At 68.5% G+C, this 17,812-nt stretch carries 19 protein-coding genes; 11 read left to right on the top strand and 8 right to left on the bottom strand.

Annotation, left to right across the window (positions count from 1 at the left end):
- Positions 1-5: 5 nt before the first annotated feature.
- From APZ15_RS01070 to APZ15_RS01055, 4 genes are all read right to left on the bottom strand, one after another.
- Positions 6-452, bottom strand: coding sequence for a nuclear transport factor 2 family protein (locus APZ15_RS01070; protein ID WP_006749968.1), 447 nt, complete (start codon positions 450-452; stop codon positions 6-8).
- Between the two features lie 115 nt (positions 453-567).
- Positions 568-1,605, bottom strand: coding sequence for a lipopolysaccharide heptosyltransferase II (waaF, locus tag APZ15_RS01065; protein WP_027785312.1), 1,038 nt, complete (start codon positions 1,603-1,605; stop codon positions 568-570).
- 146 nt (positions 1,606-1,751) lie between these two features.
- Complete coding sequence (locus tag APZ15_RS01060) at positions 1,752-1,946, bottom strand: zinc-finger domain-containing protein (protein ID WP_006749970.1); 195 nt, start codon at positions 1,944-1,946, stop codon at positions 1,752-1,754.
- Between the two features lie 50 nt (positions 1,947-1,996).
- Positions 1,997-2,920, bottom strand: a complete 924-nt coding sequence (locus APZ15_RS01055; RefSeq protein WP_011353071.1) for a branched-chain amino acid transaminase — start codon at positions 2,918-2,920, stop codon at positions 1,997-1,999.
- Positions 2,921-3,125: 205 nt separating this feature from the next.
- Here APZ15_RS01055 and APZ15_RS01050 point away from each other — a divergent pair, with 205 nt between their 5' ends.
- The 3 genes from APZ15_RS01050 (at position 3,126) to APZ15_RS01040 (ending at position 5,678) form a co-directional block, all read left to right on the top strand.
- A complete protein-coding gene (locus APZ15_RS01050; RefSeq protein WP_027789224.1) occupies positions 3,126-3,881 on the top strand; it encodes an AzlC family ABC transporter permease in 756 nt (251 codons plus the stop codon).
- On the top strand, positions 3,878-4,201 hold the full coding sequence (locus APZ15_RS01045; RefSeq protein ID WP_027789225.1) for an AzlD domain-containing protein: 324 nt from the start codon (positions 3,878-3,880) through the stop codon (positions 4,199-4,201). Before APZ15_RS01050 ends, APZ15_RS01045 begins: the two co-directional genes overlap by 4 nt.
- A gap of 280 nt (positions 4,202-4,481) precedes the next feature.
- Complete coding sequence (locus APZ15_RS01040) at positions 4,482-5,678, top strand: phosphoglycerate kinase (RefSeq protein ID WP_027789226.1); 1,197 nt, start codon at positions 4,482-4,484, stop codon at positions 5,676-5,678.
- 157 nt (positions 5,679-5,835) lie between these two features.
- Here APZ15_RS01040 and APZ15_RS42495 read toward each other — a convergent pair whose 3' ends face one another.
- Positions 5,836-5,964: a hypothetical protein gene (locus APZ15_RS42495; RefSeq protein ID WP_021164118.1), complete on the bottom strand. Its 129-nt coding sequence runs from the start codon at positions 5,962-5,964 to the stop codon at positions 5,836-5,838.
- On the opposite strand from APZ15_RS42495, the gene pyk reads away from it, so the two are divergent.
- The 6 genes from pyk (at position 5,963) to APZ15_RS01010 (ending at position 12,784) form a co-directional block, all read left to right on the top strand.
- The gene (gene pyk, locus APZ15_RS01035; RefSeq protein WP_021164117.1) at positions 5,963-7,399 is read left to right on the top strand and encodes a pyruvate kinase; all 1,437 of its coding nucleotides are present in this window, start codon (positions 5,963-5,965) and stop codon (positions 7,397-7,399) included. The two genes, APZ15_RS42495 and pyk, sit on opposite strands and share 2 nt — an antisense overlap.
- A gap of 316 nt (positions 7,400-7,715) precedes the next feature.
- A complete protein-coding gene (gene fba, locus APZ15_RS01030) occupies positions 7,716-8,780 on the top strand; it encodes a class II fructose-bisphosphate aldolase (RefSeq protein WP_027789227.1) in 1,065 nt (354 codons plus the stop codon).
- A gap of 233 nt (positions 8,781-9,013) precedes the next feature.
- Positions 9,014-9,904: a phosphoribosylaminoimidazolesuccinocarboxamide synthase gene (locus APZ15_RS01025; protein ID WP_021164115.1), complete on the top strand. Its 891-nt coding sequence runs from the start codon at positions 9,014-9,016 to the stop codon at positions 9,902-9,904.
- Positions 9,905-9,920: 16 nt separating this feature from the next.
- Positions 9,921-10,442: a 5-(carboxyamino)imidazole ribonucleotide mutase gene (gene purE / locus APZ15_RS01020; protein ID WP_021164114.1), complete on the top strand. Its 522-nt coding sequence runs from the start codon at positions 9,921-9,923 to the stop codon at positions 10,440-10,442.
- Between the two features lie 90 nt (positions 10,443-10,532).
- Entirely contained in the window at positions 10,533-11,744 is a 1,212-nt protein-coding gene (locus APZ15_RS01015; RefSeq protein ID WP_027789228.1) for a 5-(carboxyamino)imidazole ribonucleotide synthase, read from the top strand.
- Between the two features lie 11 nt (positions 11,745-11,755).
- Positions 11,756-12,784, top strand: a complete 1,029-nt coding sequence (locus APZ15_RS01010) for an L-threonylcarbamoyladenylate synthase (protein WP_027789229.1) — start codon at positions 11,756-11,758, stop codon at positions 12,782-12,784.
- Positions 12,785-12,870: 86 nt separating this feature from the next.
- On the opposite strand, the gene APZ15_RS01005 is transcribed toward APZ15_RS01010, so the two are convergent.
- From APZ15_RS01005 to dacB, 3 genes are all read right to left on the bottom strand, one after another.
- Positions 12,871-14,016 (bottom strand): SGNH/GDSL hydrolase family protein, encoded by a 1,146-nt coding sequence (locus tag APZ15_RS01005; protein ID WP_027789230.1) that lies wholly within the window; start codon positions 14,014-14,016, stop codon positions 12,871-12,873.
- Positions 14,017-14,111: 95 nt separating this feature from the next.
- Positions 14,112-15,026 (bottom strand): sterol desaturase family protein, encoded by a 915-nt coding sequence (locus tag APZ15_RS01000; protein WP_027789231.1) that lies wholly within the window; start codon positions 15,024-15,026, stop codon positions 14,112-14,114.
- Between the two features lie 404 nt (positions 15,027-15,430).
- Complete coding sequence (dacB, locus tag APZ15_RS00995; RefSeq protein WP_027789232.1) at positions 15,431-16,963, bottom strand: D-alanyl-D-alanine carboxypeptidase/D-alanyl-D-alanine endopeptidase; 1,533 nt, start codon at positions 16,961-16,963, stop codon at positions 15,431-15,433.
- Here dacB and APZ15_RS41650 point away from each other — a divergent pair.
- Together APZ15_RS41650 and APZ15_RS00990 are read left to right on the top strand one after the other, a co-directional pair.
- A complete protein-coding gene (locus APZ15_RS41650) occupies positions 16,962-17,183 on the top strand; it encodes a hypothetical protein (RefSeq protein WP_162175317.1) in 222 nt (73 codons plus the stop codon). The two genes, dacB and APZ15_RS41650, sit on opposite strands and share 2 nt — an antisense overlap.
- Positions 17,150-17,812, top strand: a complete 663-nt coding sequence (locus tag APZ15_RS00990; RefSeq protein ID WP_021164091.1) for a response regulator — start codon at positions 17,150-17,152, stop codon at positions 17,810-17,812. Before APZ15_RS41650 ends, APZ15_RS00990 begins: the two co-directional genes overlap by 34 nt.

Genomic DNA, 17,812 nt, shown 5'->3' with positions numbered 1-17,812 from the left:
CTTCGTCAGTGCAGCGGACCCTGCCCGTGACGGATCTTCGCGGCGAATTGTCCGGCCGCCTGTTCGGGAATCGGGCTCGCGTGAATATGCGCGATGCGCCACTCGCCGCGCTCGTGAATCATCACGTACGTGGCGAAAACCATGTCGGGTTCGGCCGTCAGGTCGGCCTGCTGATGCGCTTCGGCGATCGTATAGACGACCGTGCCGAGGCTGTCGTACACACGGATGTCGAGCGGCTCGATCGTCACGGGGCGCGTGGCGAGCCGGTTGGCGAGCCCGCTGCGGATCTGGTCGAGGCCATGCAGATGCTCGCCGTCCGCCCATACGCAGCTGGCGAAATCCTCGTCGATCCACAAACCCAGCAGCGCGTCGAGATTGGCATCGGCGACGGCCTGGTAGTAAGCGTTCAGCGTATCGGCGGCGGCTTCGAAGAGGCGGGCAAAACGTGGCATCGGGGTTATCTCTCGCGCGCGTCGCGCGCCGTATTCAGCACGGCGGCCCGGATGGAGCCGCCGTACACCGGTGAATCGGATTGCCCGGCGCGTCGTGCGACGCTGCCGGCCAGGGTCAGCGTTGCCCGACGAGCATGCCGCGCAAATCGCCGAATACCTGCTCGGGACCGAGTTCGCGCAGGCACTTCAGGTGGCCGAGCGGGCACTCGCGTTCGAAGCAGGGACTGCATTCGAGATGGAGCCATTGTACCTTCGCCAGGTCCGACAGCGGAGGGGTGTGGCGCGGATCCGTCGAGCCGTACAGCGCGACGAGCGGCCGGCGCAGCGCGGCGGCGACGTGCATCAGCCCCGAATCGTTGGTGACCACCGCGTTCGCGCGCGCGATCAGCGCGCATGCCTCCGACAGCGACGTCTGCCCGCACAGGTTGCGCACGTTCGGCGCGTGGTCGGCGATCGCCTGCGCGGCCGCGGCGTCCTTCTGCGAGCCGAGCGCGACGATCTGCGTGTACGGGAACGACTGGTGGACGATGGTGGCGAGCGACGCGAAGTGCTCGGGCGGCCAGCGCTTGGCCGGGCCGTATTCCGCGCCGGGGCAGAACACGACGAGCGGCTTGCGGGTGTCGAGGTTGAAGCGCGCGGACACGCGCGCCGTCTCGTTCAGATCCGCGTCGAGGCGCGGCGCGGGCAGCGTCTTCATCGACTCGGGCAGCTTCGCGCCCGGCGCGTACGCGAGCGCCGCGTAGTGGGTCGTCATCGGCGGCCGCTCGCCCGACTTGGTCGGGTTCGCGTGCCGCACGTTCAGCAGCCCGTAGCGGTGCTCGCCCGTGTAGCCGATCCGCAGCGGGATGTTCGCGAGCCACGGGATCACCGCGGATTTCAGCGAATTCGGCAGTACGTACGCCGCGTCGTAGCCGACGTCGCGCAGGTCGCTCGCGAGCTGCCAGCGGCGCAGCAGCTGCAGCTTGCCGTGCGCGAGATCGGTCGCGTAGACATCGTGGATCTCGGGCATCCGCTCGAGCACGGGCGCGACCCACGAGGGTGCGACGGCATCGATCGCGATGCGGGGATGGAGCTTTTTCAGCAGCGCAAAAAGCGGCTGCGCCATCAATGCGTCACCGATCCAGTTCGGTGCGATAACCAGCGCTCGACGCATCAGGTCGACTTCCGATGTCTTGATGAAGCGCGGCGCCCAGGCGCCGCGTTCGGGTTGCCAGAATGGAGAACGGCGGCGCGCCGGAAGCCCGGCTGCGCCGCCTTGGGTCGGCGGGCCTGCAAGCCTGCAGGCCCGGCCGCCGGGGCTCAGTGGCCCTTGACGACCTCGCCGTCGCGCAGCTTGTAGCGCGTGCCGCAGTACGGGCAGCGTGCTTCGCCGTGCGAGACGTCGATGAAGACGCGCGGGTGCGCGCTCCAGCGCGCCATGGCCGGGTTCGGGCAGTACGCGGGAAGATCCTTGGCCGTCAGCTCGACCAGCGGCATTTCCTTGATTTCACTCATGAGACTTTCTCTTATCACTCTTTTGTGGGGCGGTCGGTGGCGCGGCGCGCTCAGACCTTCGTCAGCCAGTGCGCGTACTTCGCGTTCTTGCCCGACACGATATCGAAAAACGCCGACTGGAGCTTTTCCGTGACCGGGCCGCGCGCGCCGCTGCCGATCGTGCGGTTGTCGAGCTCGCGGATCGGCGTGACTTCGGCGGCCGTGCCGGTGAAGAACGCCTCGTCGGCCGTGTAGACCTCGTCGCGCGTGATGCGCTTCTCGATCACCTCGATGCCGGCGTCCTTCGCGAGCGTGATGACCGTGTCGCGCGTGATGCCGTCGAGGCACGACGACAGGTCGGGCGTGTACAGCTTGCCGTTGTTCACCAGGAAGAAGTTTTCGCCGGAGCCTTCCGACACGTAGCCGTCGACGTCGAGCAGCAGCGCCTCGTCGTAGCCGTCGGCCGTTGCTTCCTGGTTCGCCAGGATCGAGTTCACGTACCAGCCCGAGGCCTTCGCGCGGACCATCGACACGTTCACGTGGTGGCGCGTGAACGACGACGTCTTCACGCGGATGCCCTTCGCGAGGCCTTCCTCGCCGAGGTACGCGCCCCACGGCCATGCGGCGATCGCGACGTGGATCGTGTTGCCCTTCGCGGCCACGCCGAGCTTTTCCGAGCCGACCCAGATGATCGGGCGCAGGTAGCACGACTCGAGCTTGTTCTCGCGCACGACTTCCAGCTGCGCGGCTTCGAGCGTTTCCCGGTCGAACGGCACGTCCATCTGGAAGATCTTCGCCGAATTCAGCAGACGTTTCGTGTGCTCGTACAGGCGGAAGATCGCGGTGCTGCCGTCAGCCGACTTGTACGCGCGCACGCCCTCGAAGACACCCATGCCGTAGTGCAGCGTATGGGTCAGGACGTGGATCTTGGCGTCGCGCCAGTCGATCAGCTTGCCGTCCATCCAGATCTTGCCGTCGCGGTCGGCCATTGACATAGGATTCTCCTGGGAAGCAGTTGTACAGCGGGTTGTATGCAGCGTTGAGCCGGAAAGACGCTTATTTTAGCGTCATTTGCCGGCGATCCGGTCGGTCGGCACGGGGCCGGCGCTATAATCGCCCGGTACCGATTCCAATAACGACGGGTCGTACCGGCAGGAGGCGCCGGCGGCCCGACGAACCGCCCGCCGCGGCCCGCTTCCCATGCTCGCTCGATTGTCCGCCACCGACCGCTTCGCGCTGATCCAGGGCGCGCGCGACTATTCCCCGACGCTGATGGCGATTCTCTCGTGGGGGCTCGTCACCGGCATCGCGATGAGCAAGTCGGTCATGACACTCGCGCAGGCGAGCGCGATGTCGCTGCTGGTCTACGCGGGCTCGTCGCAGCTCGCGGTGCTGCCGCTCCTCGCGGCGAAGCTGCCGATCTGGACCATCCTGCTCACGGCCGCGATGGTCAACACGCGCTTCGTGATCTTCAGCGCCGGGCTTGCGCCCCATTTCTCCTACCTGCCGCTGTGGCGGCGCCTGGCGATCGGCTATTTCAACGGCGACGTGATCTACCTGCTGTTCCAGAAACAGGGCTTCGCCTACGGTCGCGTGCCCGGCAAGGAAGCGTATTTCTGGGGGATGGCGCTCGCGAGCTGGCTGTCGTGGCAGGTGTCGTCGCTCGCCGGCATCCTGCTCGCGAGCTTCTTCCCCGCGAGCTGGGGGCTGGAGCTGGCCGGCACGCTCGCGCTGATCCCGATCATGGTGTCGGCGGTCGCAAACCGGTCGACGCTCGCGGCCGTCGCGGTCGCGGGCATCGTGTCGCTGGTCGCGTTCGACCTGCCGTACCGGCTCGCGCTGCCGCTCGCGGTGCTCGCCGCGCTCGCGGCCGGCTGCACGGCCGACTTCTTCGTCGAACGGGCCGACTGGCGGCGCATCCGCACCGAAACCGTGCATGAGAAGGAGATCGAATGAGCGCGACGGAGATCTGGATCGTCATCATCGGGATGACGATCGTCACGGCGGTCACGCGTGCGCTGTTCCTGATCGGCGGCGAGCGCACCGTGCTGCCCGAACGCGCGCAGCGGGCGCTGCGCTACGCGCCGGCCGCCGCGCTCGTCGCCGTCGTGCTGCCCGACGTGCTCGAAACGCCGGCCGGGCTGTCGTTCGCGCTGTCCAACCATCCGTTTTATGCGTCGCTCGCCGGCCTCGGCTGGTTTTTGTGGCGCCGCAGCATGCTCGGCACGATCGTCGTCGGGATGCTCGTGTTCACCGCGCTGCGCCTGATCTTCTGATGAGCCGCCGTTCAGGCCCGCCGGGCACCGGCCGCTCGCGCAGGTGCATTGCTGCGTTGCGGCAATGTGTCCGTTCCCGCGCGCGATCCCAAATAGGCGGAATTCGCCGCCGCACGGGTCAGTCTGCCAGGTGGATCGGCTAGAATGCCCGTTCGAGATTTTTTACCCGTGCGCGTCATGCGAACCGCCAGCCACGGCCGCATCCGGCGCCCTTTCGCGGCAGCCCGCGCACGTCCAGCGTGAACCCCCTTTCCCCATCCACTACTTCAATCTGTTCAACATGAGCCAAGTCAAGCGTCTTACCGACCTGATCGCCGCCGGCCAGCTCGCCGGCAAGCGGGTATTCATCCGCGCCGACCTGAACGTCCCGCAGGACGACCAGGGCAACATCACCGAGGACACGCGCGTGCGCGCGTCCGTGCCGGCCATCCAGGCCGCGCTCGACGCCGGCGCGGCCGTGATGGTCACGTCGCACCTGGGCCGCCCGACCGAAGGCGAATTCAAGCCGGAAGATTCGCTCGCGCCGGTCGCGAAGCGCCTCGCCGAGCTGCTCGGCCGTGACGTGCCGCTCGTCTCGAACTGGGTCGAGAACGGCGTGAACGTCGCGCCGGGGCAGGTCGTGCTGCTCGAGAACTGCCGCGTGAACAAGGGCGAGAAGAAGAATTCGGACGAGCTCGCGCAGAAGATGGCGAAGCTCTGCGACGTGTACGTGAACGACGCGTTCGGCACTGCGCACCGCGCGGAAGCGACCACCCACGGGATCGCGAAGTACGCGCCGGTCGCGTGCGCGGGCCCGCTGCTGGCCGCCGAACTCGACGCGCTCGGCAAGGCGCTCGGCAACCCGGCCCGCCCGCTGGTGGCGATCGTCGCCGGCTCGAAGGTGTCGACCAAGCTCACCATCCTGAAGTCGCTGGCCGGCAAGGTCGACCAGCTGATCGTCGGCGGCGGCATCGCGAACACGTTCATGCTCGCGGCCGGCCTGTCGATCGGCAAGTCGCTCGCGGAAGCCGACCTCGTCGCCGAGGCGAAGGCGATCATCGACGAAGCGCGCGAGCGCGGCGCGTCGGTGCCGATCCCGACCGACGTCGTGACGGCCAAGGAATTCTCGCCGACGGCCGTGGCCACGGTGAAGCAGGTCGCCGACATCGAAGCGGACGACATGATCCTCGACATCGGCCCCGATACGGCCAAGGCGCTCGCGAGCCAGCTCGAGAAGGCCGGCACGATCGTGTGGAACGGCCCGGTCGGCGTGTTCGAGTTCGACCAGTTCGGCAACGGCACCAAGACGCTCGCGGAAGCGATCGCCAAATCGTCCGCGTTCTCGATCGCGGGCGGCGGCGACACGCTCGCGGCCATCGCGAAGTACGGCATCCACGACCAGGTCAGCTACATCTCGACGGGCGGCGGCGCCTTCCTCGAGTTCCTCGAGGGGAAGAAGCTGCCGGCGGTGGAAGTGCTCGAAACGCGGGCGGCCTGAGCGTGGCGGCGCGCGCAGGGGTGATGAAGGCCGCGCGCTCCGCGAAAGCGGAGCAGACGGCCGGCGCGGGCAAGCGCAAACGCGCGCCCGCGCGGGCGAACACCGCCCCGCGCGCACCGGCGGCCGCCGGCGACGCGGCCGAGCAGCACCACGAGATTCAGAACAAAGCGATGCCGGGCGCAAGCACCGGCACGCCCCCCGGAACGGCCGCCGCTGGGCCCGCCGCTTCCGGCTCTCGCAGCGTTTCACCCAGCGCATCCACCTTGATCCAGATGAGGAGTTTCATGCAGCGCGCCACCAAGATAGTCGCCACGATCGGCCCGGCTTCCAGTTCGCCGGAGATTCTGCTGCAGATGATGCAGGCGGGCCTCGACGTCGTGCGGCTCAATTTTTCGCACGGCACGGCCGACGATCACCGCCAGCGCGCCGAGATGGTGCGCGAGGCCGCCCGCAAGGTCGGCCGCGAGATCGCGATCATGGCCGACCTCCAGGGCCCGAAGATCCGCGTCGGCAAGTTCGAGAACGGCAAGACGACGCTGACGCCGGGGCAGCCCTTCATCCTCGATGCCGGTTGCGAGCTCGGCAACGACGAGCGCGTCGGGCTCGACTACAAGGAACTGCCGCGCGACCTGAAGCCGGGCGACCTGCTGCTGCTGAACGACGGCCTGATCGTGCTGACCGTCGAGCGCGTGCTCGGCGACGAGATCCACACGATCGTCAAGGTGGGCGGCGAGCTGTCGAACAACAAGGGCATCAATCGCCAGGGCGGCGGCCTGTCGGCCCCGGCGCTGACCGCGAAGGACATGGAAGACATCCGCACCGCGATGTCGCTTGGCGCGGACCTGGTGGCGGTGTCGTTCCCGAAGAACGCGACCGATATGGAAATGGCGCGCCAGCTCGCGAACATCGCGGGCGCGCCGTACGGCATCAAGCCGAAGATGATCGCGAAGATCGAGCGCGCGGAAGCGATTCCGGCGCTGCAGAGCATTCTCGACGCGTCCGACGGCATCATGGTCGCGCGCGGCGACCTCGCGGTGGAAGTGGGCAACGCGGCCGTGCCGGCGTTGCAGAAGCGCATGATCCGGATGGCGCGCGAGTCGAACAAGCTCGTGATCACCGCGACGCAGATGATGGAGTCGATGATCCACGCGCCCGTGCCGACCCGCGCGGAAGTGTCGGACGTCGCGAACGCGGTGCTCGACGGCACCGACGCGGTGATGCTGTCGGCCGAGACGGCCGCGGGCAAGTACCCGGTCGTCACGATCGAGACGATGGCGGCCGTGTGCGTCGAGGCGGAGAAGTCCGAAGAGGTCGAGCTCGACAAGGATTTCCTCGACCGCACGTTCACGCGGATCGACCAGTCGATCGCGATGGGCGCGCTGTTCACCGCGTACCACCTCGGCGCGAAGGCGATCATCGCGCTGACCGAATCGGGCGCGACCGCGTTGTGGATGTCGCGTCACTACACGCACGTGCCGATCTTCGCGCTGACGCCGCGCGTCGGCAGCGAGCGCACGATGGCGCTGTACCGCAACGTGACGCCGCTGCACGTCGACTTCAACAGCGACCGCGACTCGGCGCTGCAGGCGGCGCTCGAGATCGTCGTCAAGCAAGGCTACGTGCAGCACGGCGACATGGTCGTGCTGACCGTCGGCGAGCCGATGGGGCAGGCGGGCGGCACCAACACGCTGAAGATCGTGCGGGTCGGCGAGCACTATTGAGCGCCGACTGAGCACCGCGCCGGCCAGTGCGCCGGCCGGCCGGATCGGCTGAAAAATCGATCCGGCACCGTTTTATACGCGAAAGCCGCGTGGGGTCCGAAGCCCCACGCGGCTTTTTTTCTCTTTTTTGCCCGCATTGTGCCGTGCGAACGTAACAAATTGCGAGTCGGCGCCACCGGGCGGTCGGAATCGGAGGCGCTTCGCGATAAAATGCGGCTATTCGACGCTCAGCCGCGCCGCGCCGCCCCGGTTCGAACGGGAGCGAGCGCCGCGCCGGCGTCAGGGCGCACCGGTTTTCATTCCAAGGAGTTCCACAATGCCTCTCGTATCAATGCGTCAATTGCTGGACCACGCGGCAGAGCACGGTTACGGCCTGCCGGCCTTCAACGTGAACAACCTGGAGCAGGTCCAGGCGATCATGGCGGCGGCGGACCAGGTCGGCGCGCCCGTGATCATGCAGGCATCGGCCGGCGCGCGTAAGTATGCGGGCGAGCCGTTCCTGCGCCACCTGATCGAAGCGGCGGTCGAATCGTACCCGCACATCCCGGTCGTGATGCACCAGGATCACGGCCAGTCGCCGGCAGTCTGCACGGCCGCGATCCGCAGCGGCTTCACCAGCGTGATGATGGACGGTTCGCTGGAAGCCGACGGCAAGACGGTCGCGTCGTACGAGTACAACGTCGACGTGTCGCGCAAGGTCGTCGAGATGGCGCACTCGATCGGCGTGACGGTCGAAGCCGAACTCGGCGTGCTCGGCTCGCTCGAGACGATGAAGGGCGACAAGGAAGACGGCCACGGCGCGGAAGGCACGATGACCCGCGAGCAGCTGCTGACCGATCCGGAGCAGGCCGCCGATTTCGTGAAGCTCACGCAGTGCGATGCGCTCGCGATCGCGATCGGCACGTCGCACGGCGCGTACAAGTTCTCGAAGAAGCCGACGGGCGACATCCTGTCGATCCAGCGCATCAAGGAAATCCACGCGCGCATTCCGAACACCCACCTCGTGATGCACGGTTCGTCGTCGGTGCCGCAGGAACTGCTGGCCGAGATCCGCGAATTCGGCGGCGACATGAAGGAAACCTACGGCGTGCCGGTCGAGGAAATCCAGGAAGGCATCAAGCACGGCGTGCGCAAGATCAACATCGACACCGACCTGCGTCTCGCGATCACCGGCGCGATCCGCCGCTACCTGTTCGAGAACCCGGGCAAGTTCGATCCGCGCGACTACCTGAAGCCCGCGCGCGAAGCGGCGAAGCAGGTCTGCGTCGACCGCTACCTCGCGTTCGGCTGCGAAGGCCAGGCCGGCAAGATCAAGCCGCTGTCGCTCGACAAGATCGCCGAGCAGTACAAGTCCGGCGCGCTCGCGCAGGTCGTGCGCTGAGACTGTAGTACGATTGCCCCCGCCCGGTACTGCCGCCGGGCAAGGGCTGGCCGCCCGGTTGCCGGATCCGATCCGGCCCCGGTAGCCGCTCCGTCCGGCCGAACAAGGGCCGGCCGGCAACCGCCGGGCGCCGTCGCCCGCCGGTTCGCCGACGTATTGCAAGACCGCCGTTCCCGCCTGCCGCGGGGAACGGCGTTTCCCTTTTTGTTTGGCTCCTTATCTGCGAAAAGACGATGTCTACCCTTTACGAATCCACGCTCCGCTCGCTGCCGCTCCTCGGTCGCGGCAAGGTCCGCGATAACTACGCGGTCGGCAACGACAAGCTCCTGATCGTCACGACCGACCGCCTGTCGGCATTCGACGTGGTGATGGGCGAGCCGATTCCGAACAAGGGCCGCGTGCTGAACCAGATGGCGAACTTCTGGTTCGACAAGCTCGCGCACATCGTGCCGAACCACCTGACGGGCGACGCGCCGGAAGCGGTCGTCGCGGCCGACGAGGTCGAGCAGGTGAAGGGCCGCGGCGTGGTCGTCAAGCGCCTCGAGCCGATCATGATCGAAGCGGTCGTGCGCGGCTACCTGGCCGGCAGCGGCTGGAAGGAATACCAGGCGTCGGGCGCCGTGTGCGGCGTGCAGCTGCCGGAAGGCCTGCAGAACGCGCAGAAGCTGCCCGAGCCGATCTTCACGCCGGCCGCGAAGGCCGAGATGGGCGAGCACGACGAGAACATCACGTTCGAGGAAACCGAGCGCCGCATCGGCACCGAGCTGGCCGCCACCATTCGCGACATCTCGATCAAGCTGTACAAGGAAGCGGCCGACTACGCGGCGACGCGCGGCATCATCATCGCCGACACGAAGTTCGAATTCGGCCTCGACAACCACGGCAAGCTGTACCTGATGGACGAAGTGCTGACCGCCGATTCGTCGCGCTTCTGGCCGGCCGACCAGTACGAGGTCGGCACCAACCCGCCGTCGTTCGACAAGCAGTTCGTGCGCGACTGGCTCGAGGCGCAGCCGTGGGGCAAGACGGCGCCGGCGCCGGCGCTGCCGGCCGACGTCGTCGAGAAGACGGCCGCGAAGTACCAGGAAGCGCTCGAGCGCATCACCGGCCAGGCGCTTGCCTGATCGAGGTACATACGACATGAGCGAAATCCAGACTGCCCACACGCACAGCGCGCCGCTCGTCGGCGTGCTGATGGGTTCGAGTTCCGACTGGGACGTGATGAAGCACGCGGTCGCCATCCTGCAGGAATTCGGCGTGCCGTACGAGGCGAAGGTCGTGTCCGCGCACCGGATGCCCGACGAGATGTTCGACTATGCGGAGAAGGCGCGCGAGCGCGGGCTGCGCGCGATCATCGCGGGCGCCGGCGGCGCAGCGCACCTGCCCGGCATGCTGGCCGCGAAAACCACGGTGCCGGTGCTCGGCGTGCCGGTCGCGAGCAAGTACCTAAAGGGTGTCGATTCGCTGCACTCGATCGTGCAGATGCCGAAGGGCGTGCCCGTCGCGACGTTCGCGATCGGCGAGGCCGGCGCCGCGAATGCCGCGCTGTTCGCGGTGTCGATCCTGTCCGGCACGTCGACCGACTACGCGAACCGGCTCGCCGCGTTCCGCGTGCGCCAGAACGAAGCCGCGCACGCGATGGTGCTGCCGCCGCTGGAATGACGGCATGGCGCGCGGCCGCACGACGCGGCCGGCGCCGGATTTTCCCACTGCGGCGGGCATTTTCGCGTTCCGCCGCGACCGACCACTGACATGACCGCAACTCCTGATTCCGTTTCCCCGATCCTGCCCGGCGCGTGGCTGGGCATGGTCGGCGGTGGCCAGCTCGGCCGCATGTTCTGCTTTGCCGCCCAGTCGATGGGCTATCGCGTCGCCGTGCTCGATCCCGATCCGACGAGCCCCGCCGGCGCGGTCGCCGACCGCCACCTGCGCGCGGCGTACGACGACGAAGCCGCGCTCGCCGAACTGGCCGACCTGTGCGACGCGGTGTCGACGGAGTTCGAGAACGTGCCGGCCGCAAGCCTCGATTTCCTCGCGCGCACGACGTTCGTCGCGCCGGCCGGCCGCTGCGTTGCGGTCGCACAGGACCGGATCGCGGAGAAGCGCTTCATCGAGGCGTCGGGCGTGCCCGTCGCGCCGCACGTCGTGATCGAATCGTCGGCGGCACTCGCCGCGCTCGACGATGCCGCGCTCGACGCGGTGCTGCCGGGCATCCTGAAGACGGCGCGCCTCGGCTACGACGGCAAGGGCCAGGTGCGCGTGAGCACCGCGCAGGAAGCGCGCGACGCGCATGCGGCGCTGAACGGCGTGCCGTGCGTGCTCGAGAAGCGCCTGCCGCTGAAATACGAAGTGTCGGCGCTGATCGCGCGCGGCGCGGACGGCCGCTCGGCCGCGTTCCCGCTCGCGCAGAACGTGCATCACAACGGCATCCTCGCGCTGACGGTCGTGCCCGCGCCGGCCGCCGATGCCGCGCGCGTCGAAGAGGCGCAGCAGGCCGCCGTGCGGATCGCCGATACGCTCGGCTACGTCGGCGTGCTGTGCGTTGAATTCTTCGTGCTGGAAGACGGTTCGTTCGTCGCGAACGAGATGGCGCCGCGCCCGCACAACTCCGGCCACTACACGGTCGATGCGTGCGCAACGAGCCAGTTCGAGCAGCAGGTGCGCGCGATGACGCGCATGCCGCTCGGCAACCCGCGCCAGCATTCGCCGGCCGCGATGCTGAACATCCTCGGCGACGTGTGGTTCCCGGACGGTGCGGCCGGCGTAGGCGCGACGGCCGATGCCGTCACGCCGCCGTGGGACACGGTCGCCGCGATGCCGGCCGCGCACCTGCATCTGTACGGCAAGGAGGACGCGCGCGTCGGCCGCAAGATGGGCCACGTGAACTTCACGGCCGAAACGCGCGACGAAGCCGTTGCCGCGGCCACCGCGTGCGCGCAGCTGCTGCGCGTGCCGCTCGACTGAGGCGCCGGCCGATGTCCATCGATCTCCCGAACACCGTGACGGCCGCGCAGATCGACGCGGCCGCCGCGTTGCTCGACGCGGGCCAGCTCGTCGCCTTTCCGACCGAAACCGTCTACGGGCTCGGCGCCGACGCGGCGAATCCCGAGGCCGTCGCGCGCATCTACGCGGCGAAGGGGCGGCCGGCGAATCATCCGGTGATCGTGCACCTGCCGCCGGGCGGTGATCCCGGTTACTGGGCCGACGATCTGCCGGCCGATGCGCAGGCGTTGATCGATGCATTCTGGCCGGGCCCGCTGACGCTGATCCTGAAGCGTCATGCGCGCATTCCGGACGCCGTGAGCGGCGGCCAGGATTCGGTCGGGCTGCGCTGCCCGTCGCATCCGGTCGCGCAGGCGCTGCTGGCCGCGTTCAGCGCGCGGCGCGGCGGGCATGGCGGCGTGGCCGCGCCGTCCGCGAACCGGTTCGGCCATGTGAGCCCGACCACCGCGCAGCACGTACGCGACGAATTCGGCGACACCGTGCACGTGCTCGACGGCGGCGCGTCCGAAGTCGGCATCGAATCGACGATTCTCGACCTGTCGCGCGGTTTCCCGGCGCTGCTGCGCCCGGGCCACGTGACGCCGCAGCAGATCGCCGACGTGCTCGGCCGCGCGCCGAAGCTGCCGGACGGCAGCGACGCGACCGCGCCGCGCGCGTCGGGCACGCTGAAGGCGCATTACGCGCCGCGCACGCCGCTCGCGCTGCTGCCGTTCGATGCGCTCGAGCCGCTGCTCGCGGCCGCGCAAGCCGACGGCGAGCGTGTCGCGCTCGTCGCCCGTGCGTCGCGCGCGGGACGCTGGGCGCAGGCCGACGGCGTGCATTTCGTCGCGGCGCCGGAAGATCCGCAGGCGTATGCACGCGACCTGTACGGGATGCTGCGCGCGCTCGACCGCGCGCAGGTCGCACGCATCCTCGTCGAGAAGCTGCCCGAGACCGTCGAATGGATCGCGGTCAACGATCGTCTCGGCCGTGCGGCGGCCGCGTTCGAAGCGCGCGACTGACACGTTCGACGGTTGATTCAGGAATGAAAAAAACGCCCGACCGGCGAACCGGTCGGGCGTTTTTGTTTGGGCGCGTGGCCGGCGGCTTACTTGCCGACGCCCGACTTCGCGATCTGCTGTTCGACGAACTGCGCGAACAGCGCGTGCAGGTGCGTCGTCGGGTGGACCGTGTCGGCGAACATGTAGGTCTGGTCCGCGTTCGCGACCGTGTAGGTCTGCGGCGAGCAGAACAGCGACGAGCCGAATGCGGTCGCGTTCGCGACGCCGTACTGCGTGGCGGCCTGGACCATCGCCTTCAGGTTGCAGGCGGTGTCGGTGTTCGACACGCTGAAGCCGTTCGCCTTGTAGTTCGCCGCGATGCCGTCCTGCCACGTGAACGTGTCGAGCAGTGCGACCTTCGTCGTGTCAACCTTCAGCGCGGCCAGCGTGCCGGCGAGCGTCTTGTTGAACAGCCCCGACAGTTGCGTGAACGCGGCCTGCGTCGGCGCGCCGCCCTGCAGCGCGAGCGGCGTGCCGCCGATGTCCGGCACGTTCGACACGTACACGTGCGTCGCGCCTGCCGCGACGATCTGCTGGACGATGCCGCCGAGCTGCTGCGCGGCCAGGCCGATCGCCTGCGCCGCCGCGAGTTGCGCGGCCGGCGTGTTGCCTTGCGCCTGCGCGACCTGTGCCTGGTAGAAGATGTCGTTCGCGCCGCCGTTGACCAGCACGATCTGGCCGGCGTTGAAGCTGCCGTGCTGCGACAGGTATTGCTTGACCTGGTCGGCGATCGGCGTCGTGGTGGCCTGCGCGTAGTCGGCGTTCGGCACGCTCGCGTCCGCATGGCCGATACCCGGCTGCAGCGTCACGCGCGAGCCGCCCTGTGCGTAGCCGAGACCGCCGGTGGCCTGCAGCGGAATGCCGAACCCGCCCTGGTTCGCGGGCTGCAGCGTGTCGCCGTAGTACTGCGCGACGTTCTGCGTCCATACCTGGCCCGGGTTGGTCGTGAAGCGGCCGCCGCCGAAGCCGAGCTTGATCTGCGAGTAGGTGCCCGCGTCGGACAGGCTGTCGCCGAACGACACGACCTGCATCTTCACGCCCGACGGCGGCGTGTTCGACGCGCTGTTGTTGTTGTCGTCACCGCCGCCGCCGCATGCGGCGAGCAGCGCGAGCGCGGCGCCGGCGATCGCGACCTGCGCGGTGCGCAGCATGCGCTGCCGGGTGCGGGAAGGTGCGTGTTGTTGTGTCTGCATCGTTCGATCTCCTCGTAGATATGGCCTGATGTGTTTCTCATCTGCCGCGTGCCTGCTCGGTTCCGGGCCGCGCGGCGGCCGTTGGCTGAAACGGTTTATTGGTTACGCGCAGCCGCCGGCGGCACGGTGCGCGGATCGGGGTTCGCGGCCTCGGCAATCTGCGCATGATAAGCGCTCGCCCATTCGGGCGGGCCGAAAATCGCGCGCAGCTTGTTGCGCCAGCCGTCGACGCGCAATGCGTCGCCGGCCATCGATATCCACTCGTGGAACGTCGCGACGAGCGGGTTGTTCGAGCCGAGCCGCTCGACGATCCCGTACCGCGGCGGATCGTCGGGTGTTTCCTCGACATAACTCCCGAACAGGCGATCCCAGATCACAAGGACGCCTGCGTAATTGCGGTCGATGTAGCGCGGATTGCGCGCATGGTGCGCACGGTGGATCGACGGCGTGTTCAGCACGTATTCGAGCCAGCCGAGCTTGCCGATCGCCTGCGTGTGCACGAAGAACTGGAACGCGAGGTTGATCAGCACGATGCCGACGACCTGCTGCGGCGGAAAGCCGGCGAACGCGAGCGGCAGCCAGAACACCCACATGCCCGCGACGGGATACATCAGGCTCTGGCGGAACGCGGTCGAGAAATTCATCCGCTCGGACGAGTGATGCACGACGTGCGCGGCCCACAGCCAGCGCACGCGATGGCTCGCGCGGTGGAACACGTAGTAGAGGAAATCCTGCGCGACAAACAGCACCGCGAACGACAGCCAGCCGTCGTGCCACGTGAACAGGCGGTAGTGCCGGTAGCAATACGCGTAGACGGGGATCACGAACAGCCACGCGATCTTGTCGGCGCCCTGGTGCATCAGCGCGAGCGCCGCGTTGCACAGCGTGTCGCGCCACGCATAGACAGAGTCCTGCGCACGGGTGCGGGCGAGGTGCCAGGCCTCCCACGCGATGCAGAGCAGGAAGACGGGCGCCAGCGCGAGCAGAAGCAATTCGACGTCGAATCGCATGGGCGTGTCTCCTTCTTTCCCCTGCAAGCCTTGAGGCCGGGCGTATGGCCCGTTGTAGATATCGGTCAGGCCAACAGCCTACGCAATCGCCACGCGCTAGGCGAGGGGGCAGCGTAGAGGGTTCCCTCTGAGGACAGGGTTTCTACGGAAGCCGCGCGGCACGGGGCCGGGCGGTGTGGCCCTGTTTTGTGGGGGCGATCGGTGCGCGGTGTGTCGCGCGCGGGCGGCGGCTGCCGTTTCAAACCGGGGAGGGCGGGATTCCGTGCGCGGGGGCGTTTGCGGGCCGCCCCGATTGTCCGTCGGGGGCGACCCGCTGCGCGGTGCGGCCCCGTGGCCGGTGCAAGCCGGCGCGGGCCGGCGGCCGGCGGCCGGCGGCGCCGCGCCAAGCCGCGGCGCGCGGATCGTCATTGCGCGCCGGCGTAGATCCATTCGAGCAGCGTGTCGTGCGCGGCGCGTGCGGCTTCCGCGTGATCGTTGTTGATGAAACTGACGACGATGTAGCTCTGGCCGTCGGCGCCGGCAACGTAGCCGGCGATCGCGCGCACGTCGCGCAGCGTGCCGGTCTTGATGTGCGCGTTGCCGAGCACGCCGGCGTTGGTGAGGCGGTTCTTCATCGTGCCGTCGATGCCCGCGATCGGCAGCGAATCGATGAAGGCCTGCGCGACGGGGCTCGCGTTCGCGGCCTGCAGCAGCGCGGCAAGCGACAGCGCGCTCACATGCTCTTCGCGCGACAGGCCCGAGCCGTTTTCGAGCGCGAGGTCGGGCATCGCGATGCCGTTCTTCTGCAGGAACGCCTGGATCACGCGGCTCGACTGCTCGGGCGTCGCGGGCGGCCTGCCGCCGACCGCGCCGATCGTCAGGAACAGGTTGCGCGCCATCACGTTGTTGCTGAACTTGTTGATGTCGTAGACGATGCTGCCGAGCACCGGGCTGTGATGCACGGCGAGCGGCCGCGCGGTGGTCGGCACCTTGCCTTCGCTCACGGGCCCCGTGATCGTGCCGCCGTCCTGCTGCCACAGCGCGAGGAAGCCGCGGGCGAAGAACGTCGTGTGATCGAGGATCGCGAGGTTGGTCGTGTGCGCGCCGCAACGCAGCGGGTAGTCGCCGGCGAACGAAGCGGTCATGATCCCGCTGCCGGCCGTCAGCGTCGGCCGCGCGGCCGCGGCGGCCGCGCTGCACGAGCCCGAGCCTTCGACCAGTTGGTTGTCGATCGACAGGTCCGCGAGCGGCGGCAGCACGTCGACGGCCACCTTGCCGTCGTCGCCCGGCGTGACGGTGAACGACACGGCCTTGAACGCGTACAGCAGCGGATCGGGGCCGACGTTGTACGGCGCGCTGGCATCGTCGTCGAACGAAGGGAGATCGCGCGTCGACGCCGCGAAGTAGCTCTTGTCGAGCACGAGGCCGCCGGCCACGCGCTTGACGCCGGCCTTGCGGAGCTTGTCGACGAGGTCGATCAGCTCTTCGGGTACGAGCTTCGGATCGCCGGTGCCCTTGATGTACAGGTTGCCCTGCAGCGTGCCGTCGGGGTCGACCGTGCCGTCCGTGTACGCGGTCGTGCGCCAGCGGTAGTCGGGGCCGAGGATCGACAGGCCCGAGAAGGTCGTCACGAGCTTCATCGTCGAGGCGGGCAGCATCGGCCGGCTCGCATTCCACGCGATCAGCGGTTCCGGATCGCCGACGCGCTCGACGACGACGCTCATCGCCGACGCCGGCACCTTCGCGCGCTGTAGCGCGACGAGCACGGATGCCGGCAGGCCGGCCGCGCGCGCGGCCGGCGACACGACCGTGGTCTTGCGCGCTTCCTTGTGGGATTTCTTGCGGGCCTGCGCGGCAGGCGCGAAGGCGAGGGCCGTGCAGGTGGCGACGATGGCGGCCGCCCGCAGGCAGACGCGGGCGCGGGGGGCGAACCGGTTGGAAAGATCGGAAATCGGCATGAGCGAATACGGGGAAAGCACGACGTTCGGGCAGGGCGCGCGCGGCGCCAAAGCGCACATTGTAGAGACAAGTCCGGACAGCCCCCTTGCAATCCGCCTTTCTGTTGCATTGCACGGTGCCGCGCGCCGGGTTCGCGGCGCTACAATGGTCGGCGTGTTTGACTCGCCCCATGGATGCCTGTCCCGATGCGGATTCTGCTTGTCGAAGATGATCGAATGATTGCCGAGGGCGTGCGCAAGGCGCTGCGCTCGGACGGCTTTGCAGTCGACTGGGTGCAGGACGGCGACGCCGCACTGACGGCGCTCGGCGGCGAGACGTACGACCTGCTGCTGCTCGATCTCGGGCTGCCGAAGCGCGACGGCATCGACGTGCTGCGCACGCTGCGCGCGCGCGGGCTGGCGCTGCCGGTGCTGATCGTCACCGCGCGCGATGCGGTGGCCGATCGCGTGAAGGGCCTCGACGCGGGCGCCGACGACTACCTCGTCAAGCCGTTCGACCTCGACGAGCTCGGCGCGCGAATGCGCGCGCTGATCCGCCGCCAGGCGGGGCGCAGCGAATCGCTGATCCGCCACGGCGCGTTGACGCTCGATCCCGCCTCGCACCAGGTGACGCTCGACGGCGCGCCCGTCGCGCTGTCCGCGCGCGAGTTCGCGCTGCTCGAGGCGCTGCTCGCGCGGCCCGGCGCGGTGCTGTCGAAGAGCCAGCTCGAGGAGAAGATGTACGGCTGGGGCGAGGAGATCGGCAGCAACACGGTCGAGGTCTACATCCACGCGCTGCGCAAGAAGCTCGGCTCCGACCTGATCCGCAACGTGCGCGGGCTTGGCTACATGGTCGTCAAGGAAAGCTGA

Origin of the sequence: Burkholderia cepacia ATCC 25416 (assembly GCF_001411495.1) — a bacterium.
GTDB lineage: Bacteria > Pseudomonadota > Gammaproteobacteria > Burkholderiales > Burkholderiaceae > Burkholderia > Burkholderia cepacia.
The sequence above is the reverse complement of the archived record's forward strand: the minus strand, read 5'-3'. Positions and strand labels throughout refer to the sequence as shown.

Coding starts and splice junctions, on each gene's coding strand:
- APZ15_RS41650 (WP_162175317.1), top strand. CDS start 16,962: ATGAGCGAATACGGGGAAAGCACGACGTTCGGGCAGGGCGCGCGCGGC.
- APZ15_RS01005 (WP_027789230.1), bottom strand. CDS start 14,016: ATGCAGACACAACAACACGCACCTTCCCGCACCCGGCAGCGCATGCTG.
- APZ15_RS01055 (WP_011353071.1), bottom strand. CDS start 2,920: ATGTCAATGGCCGACCGCGACGGCAAGATCTGGATGGACGGCAAGCTG.
- APZ15_RS42495 (WP_021164118.1), bottom strand. CDS start 5,964: ATGAAACTCCTCATCTGGATCAAGGTGGATGCGCTGGGTGAAACGCTG.
- APZ15_RS01040 (WP_027789226.1), top strand. CDS start 4,482: ATGAGCCAAGTCAAGCGTCTTACCGACCTGATCGCCGCCGGCCAGCTC.
- APZ15_RS01010 (WP_027789229.1), top strand. CDS start 11,756: ATGTCCATCGATCTCCCGAACACCGTGACGGCCGCGCAGATCGACGCG.
- fba (WP_027789227.1), top strand. CDS start 7,716: ATGCCTCTCGTATCAATGCGTCAATTGCTGGACCACGCGGCAGAGCAC.
- waaF (WP_027785312.1), bottom strand. CDS start 1,605: ATGCGTCGAGCGCTGGTTATCGCACCGAACTGGATCGGTGACGCATTG.
- APZ15_RS01050 (WP_027789224.1), top strand. CDS start 3,126: ATGCTCGCTCGATTGTCCGCCACCGACCGCTTCGCGCTGATCCAGGGC.
- APZ15_RS00990 (WP_021164091.1), top strand. CDS start 17,150: ATGCGGATTCTGCTTGTCGAAGATGATCGAATGATTGCCGAGGGCGTG.
- APZ15_RS01045 (WP_027789225.1), top strand. CDS start 3,878: ATGAGCGCGACGGAGATCTGGATCGTCATCATCGGGATGACGATCGTC.
- APZ15_RS01060 (WP_006749970.1), bottom strand. CDS start 1,946: ATGAGTGAAATCAAGGAAATGCCGCTGGTCGAGCTGACGGCCAAGGAT.
- dacB (WP_027789232.1), bottom strand. CDS start 16,963: ATGCCGATTTCCGATCTTTCCAACCGGTTCGCCCCCCGCGCCCGCGTC.
- APZ15_RS01025 (WP_021164115.1), top strand. CDS start 9,014: ATGTCTACCCTTTACGAATCCACGCTCCGCTCGCTGCCGCTCCTCGGT.
- APZ15_RS01070 (WP_006749968.1), bottom strand. CDS start 452: ATGCCACGTTTTGCCCGCCTCTTCGAAGCCGCCGCCGATACGCTGAAC.
- APZ15_RS01000 (WP_027789231.1), bottom strand. CDS start 15,026: ATGCGATTCGACGTCGAATTGCTTCTGCTCGCGCTGGCGCCCGTCTTC.
- APZ15_RS01015 (WP_027789228.1), top strand. CDS start 10,533: ATGACCGCAACTCCTGATTCCGTTTCCCCGATCCTGCCCGGCGCGTGG.
- purE (WP_021164114.1), top strand. CDS start 9,921: ATGAGCGAAATCCAGACTGCCCACACGCACAGCGCGCCGCTCGTCGGC.
- pyk (WP_021164117.1), top strand. CDS start 5,963: ATGCAGCGCGCCACCAAGATAGTCGCCACGATCGGCCCGGCTTCCAGT.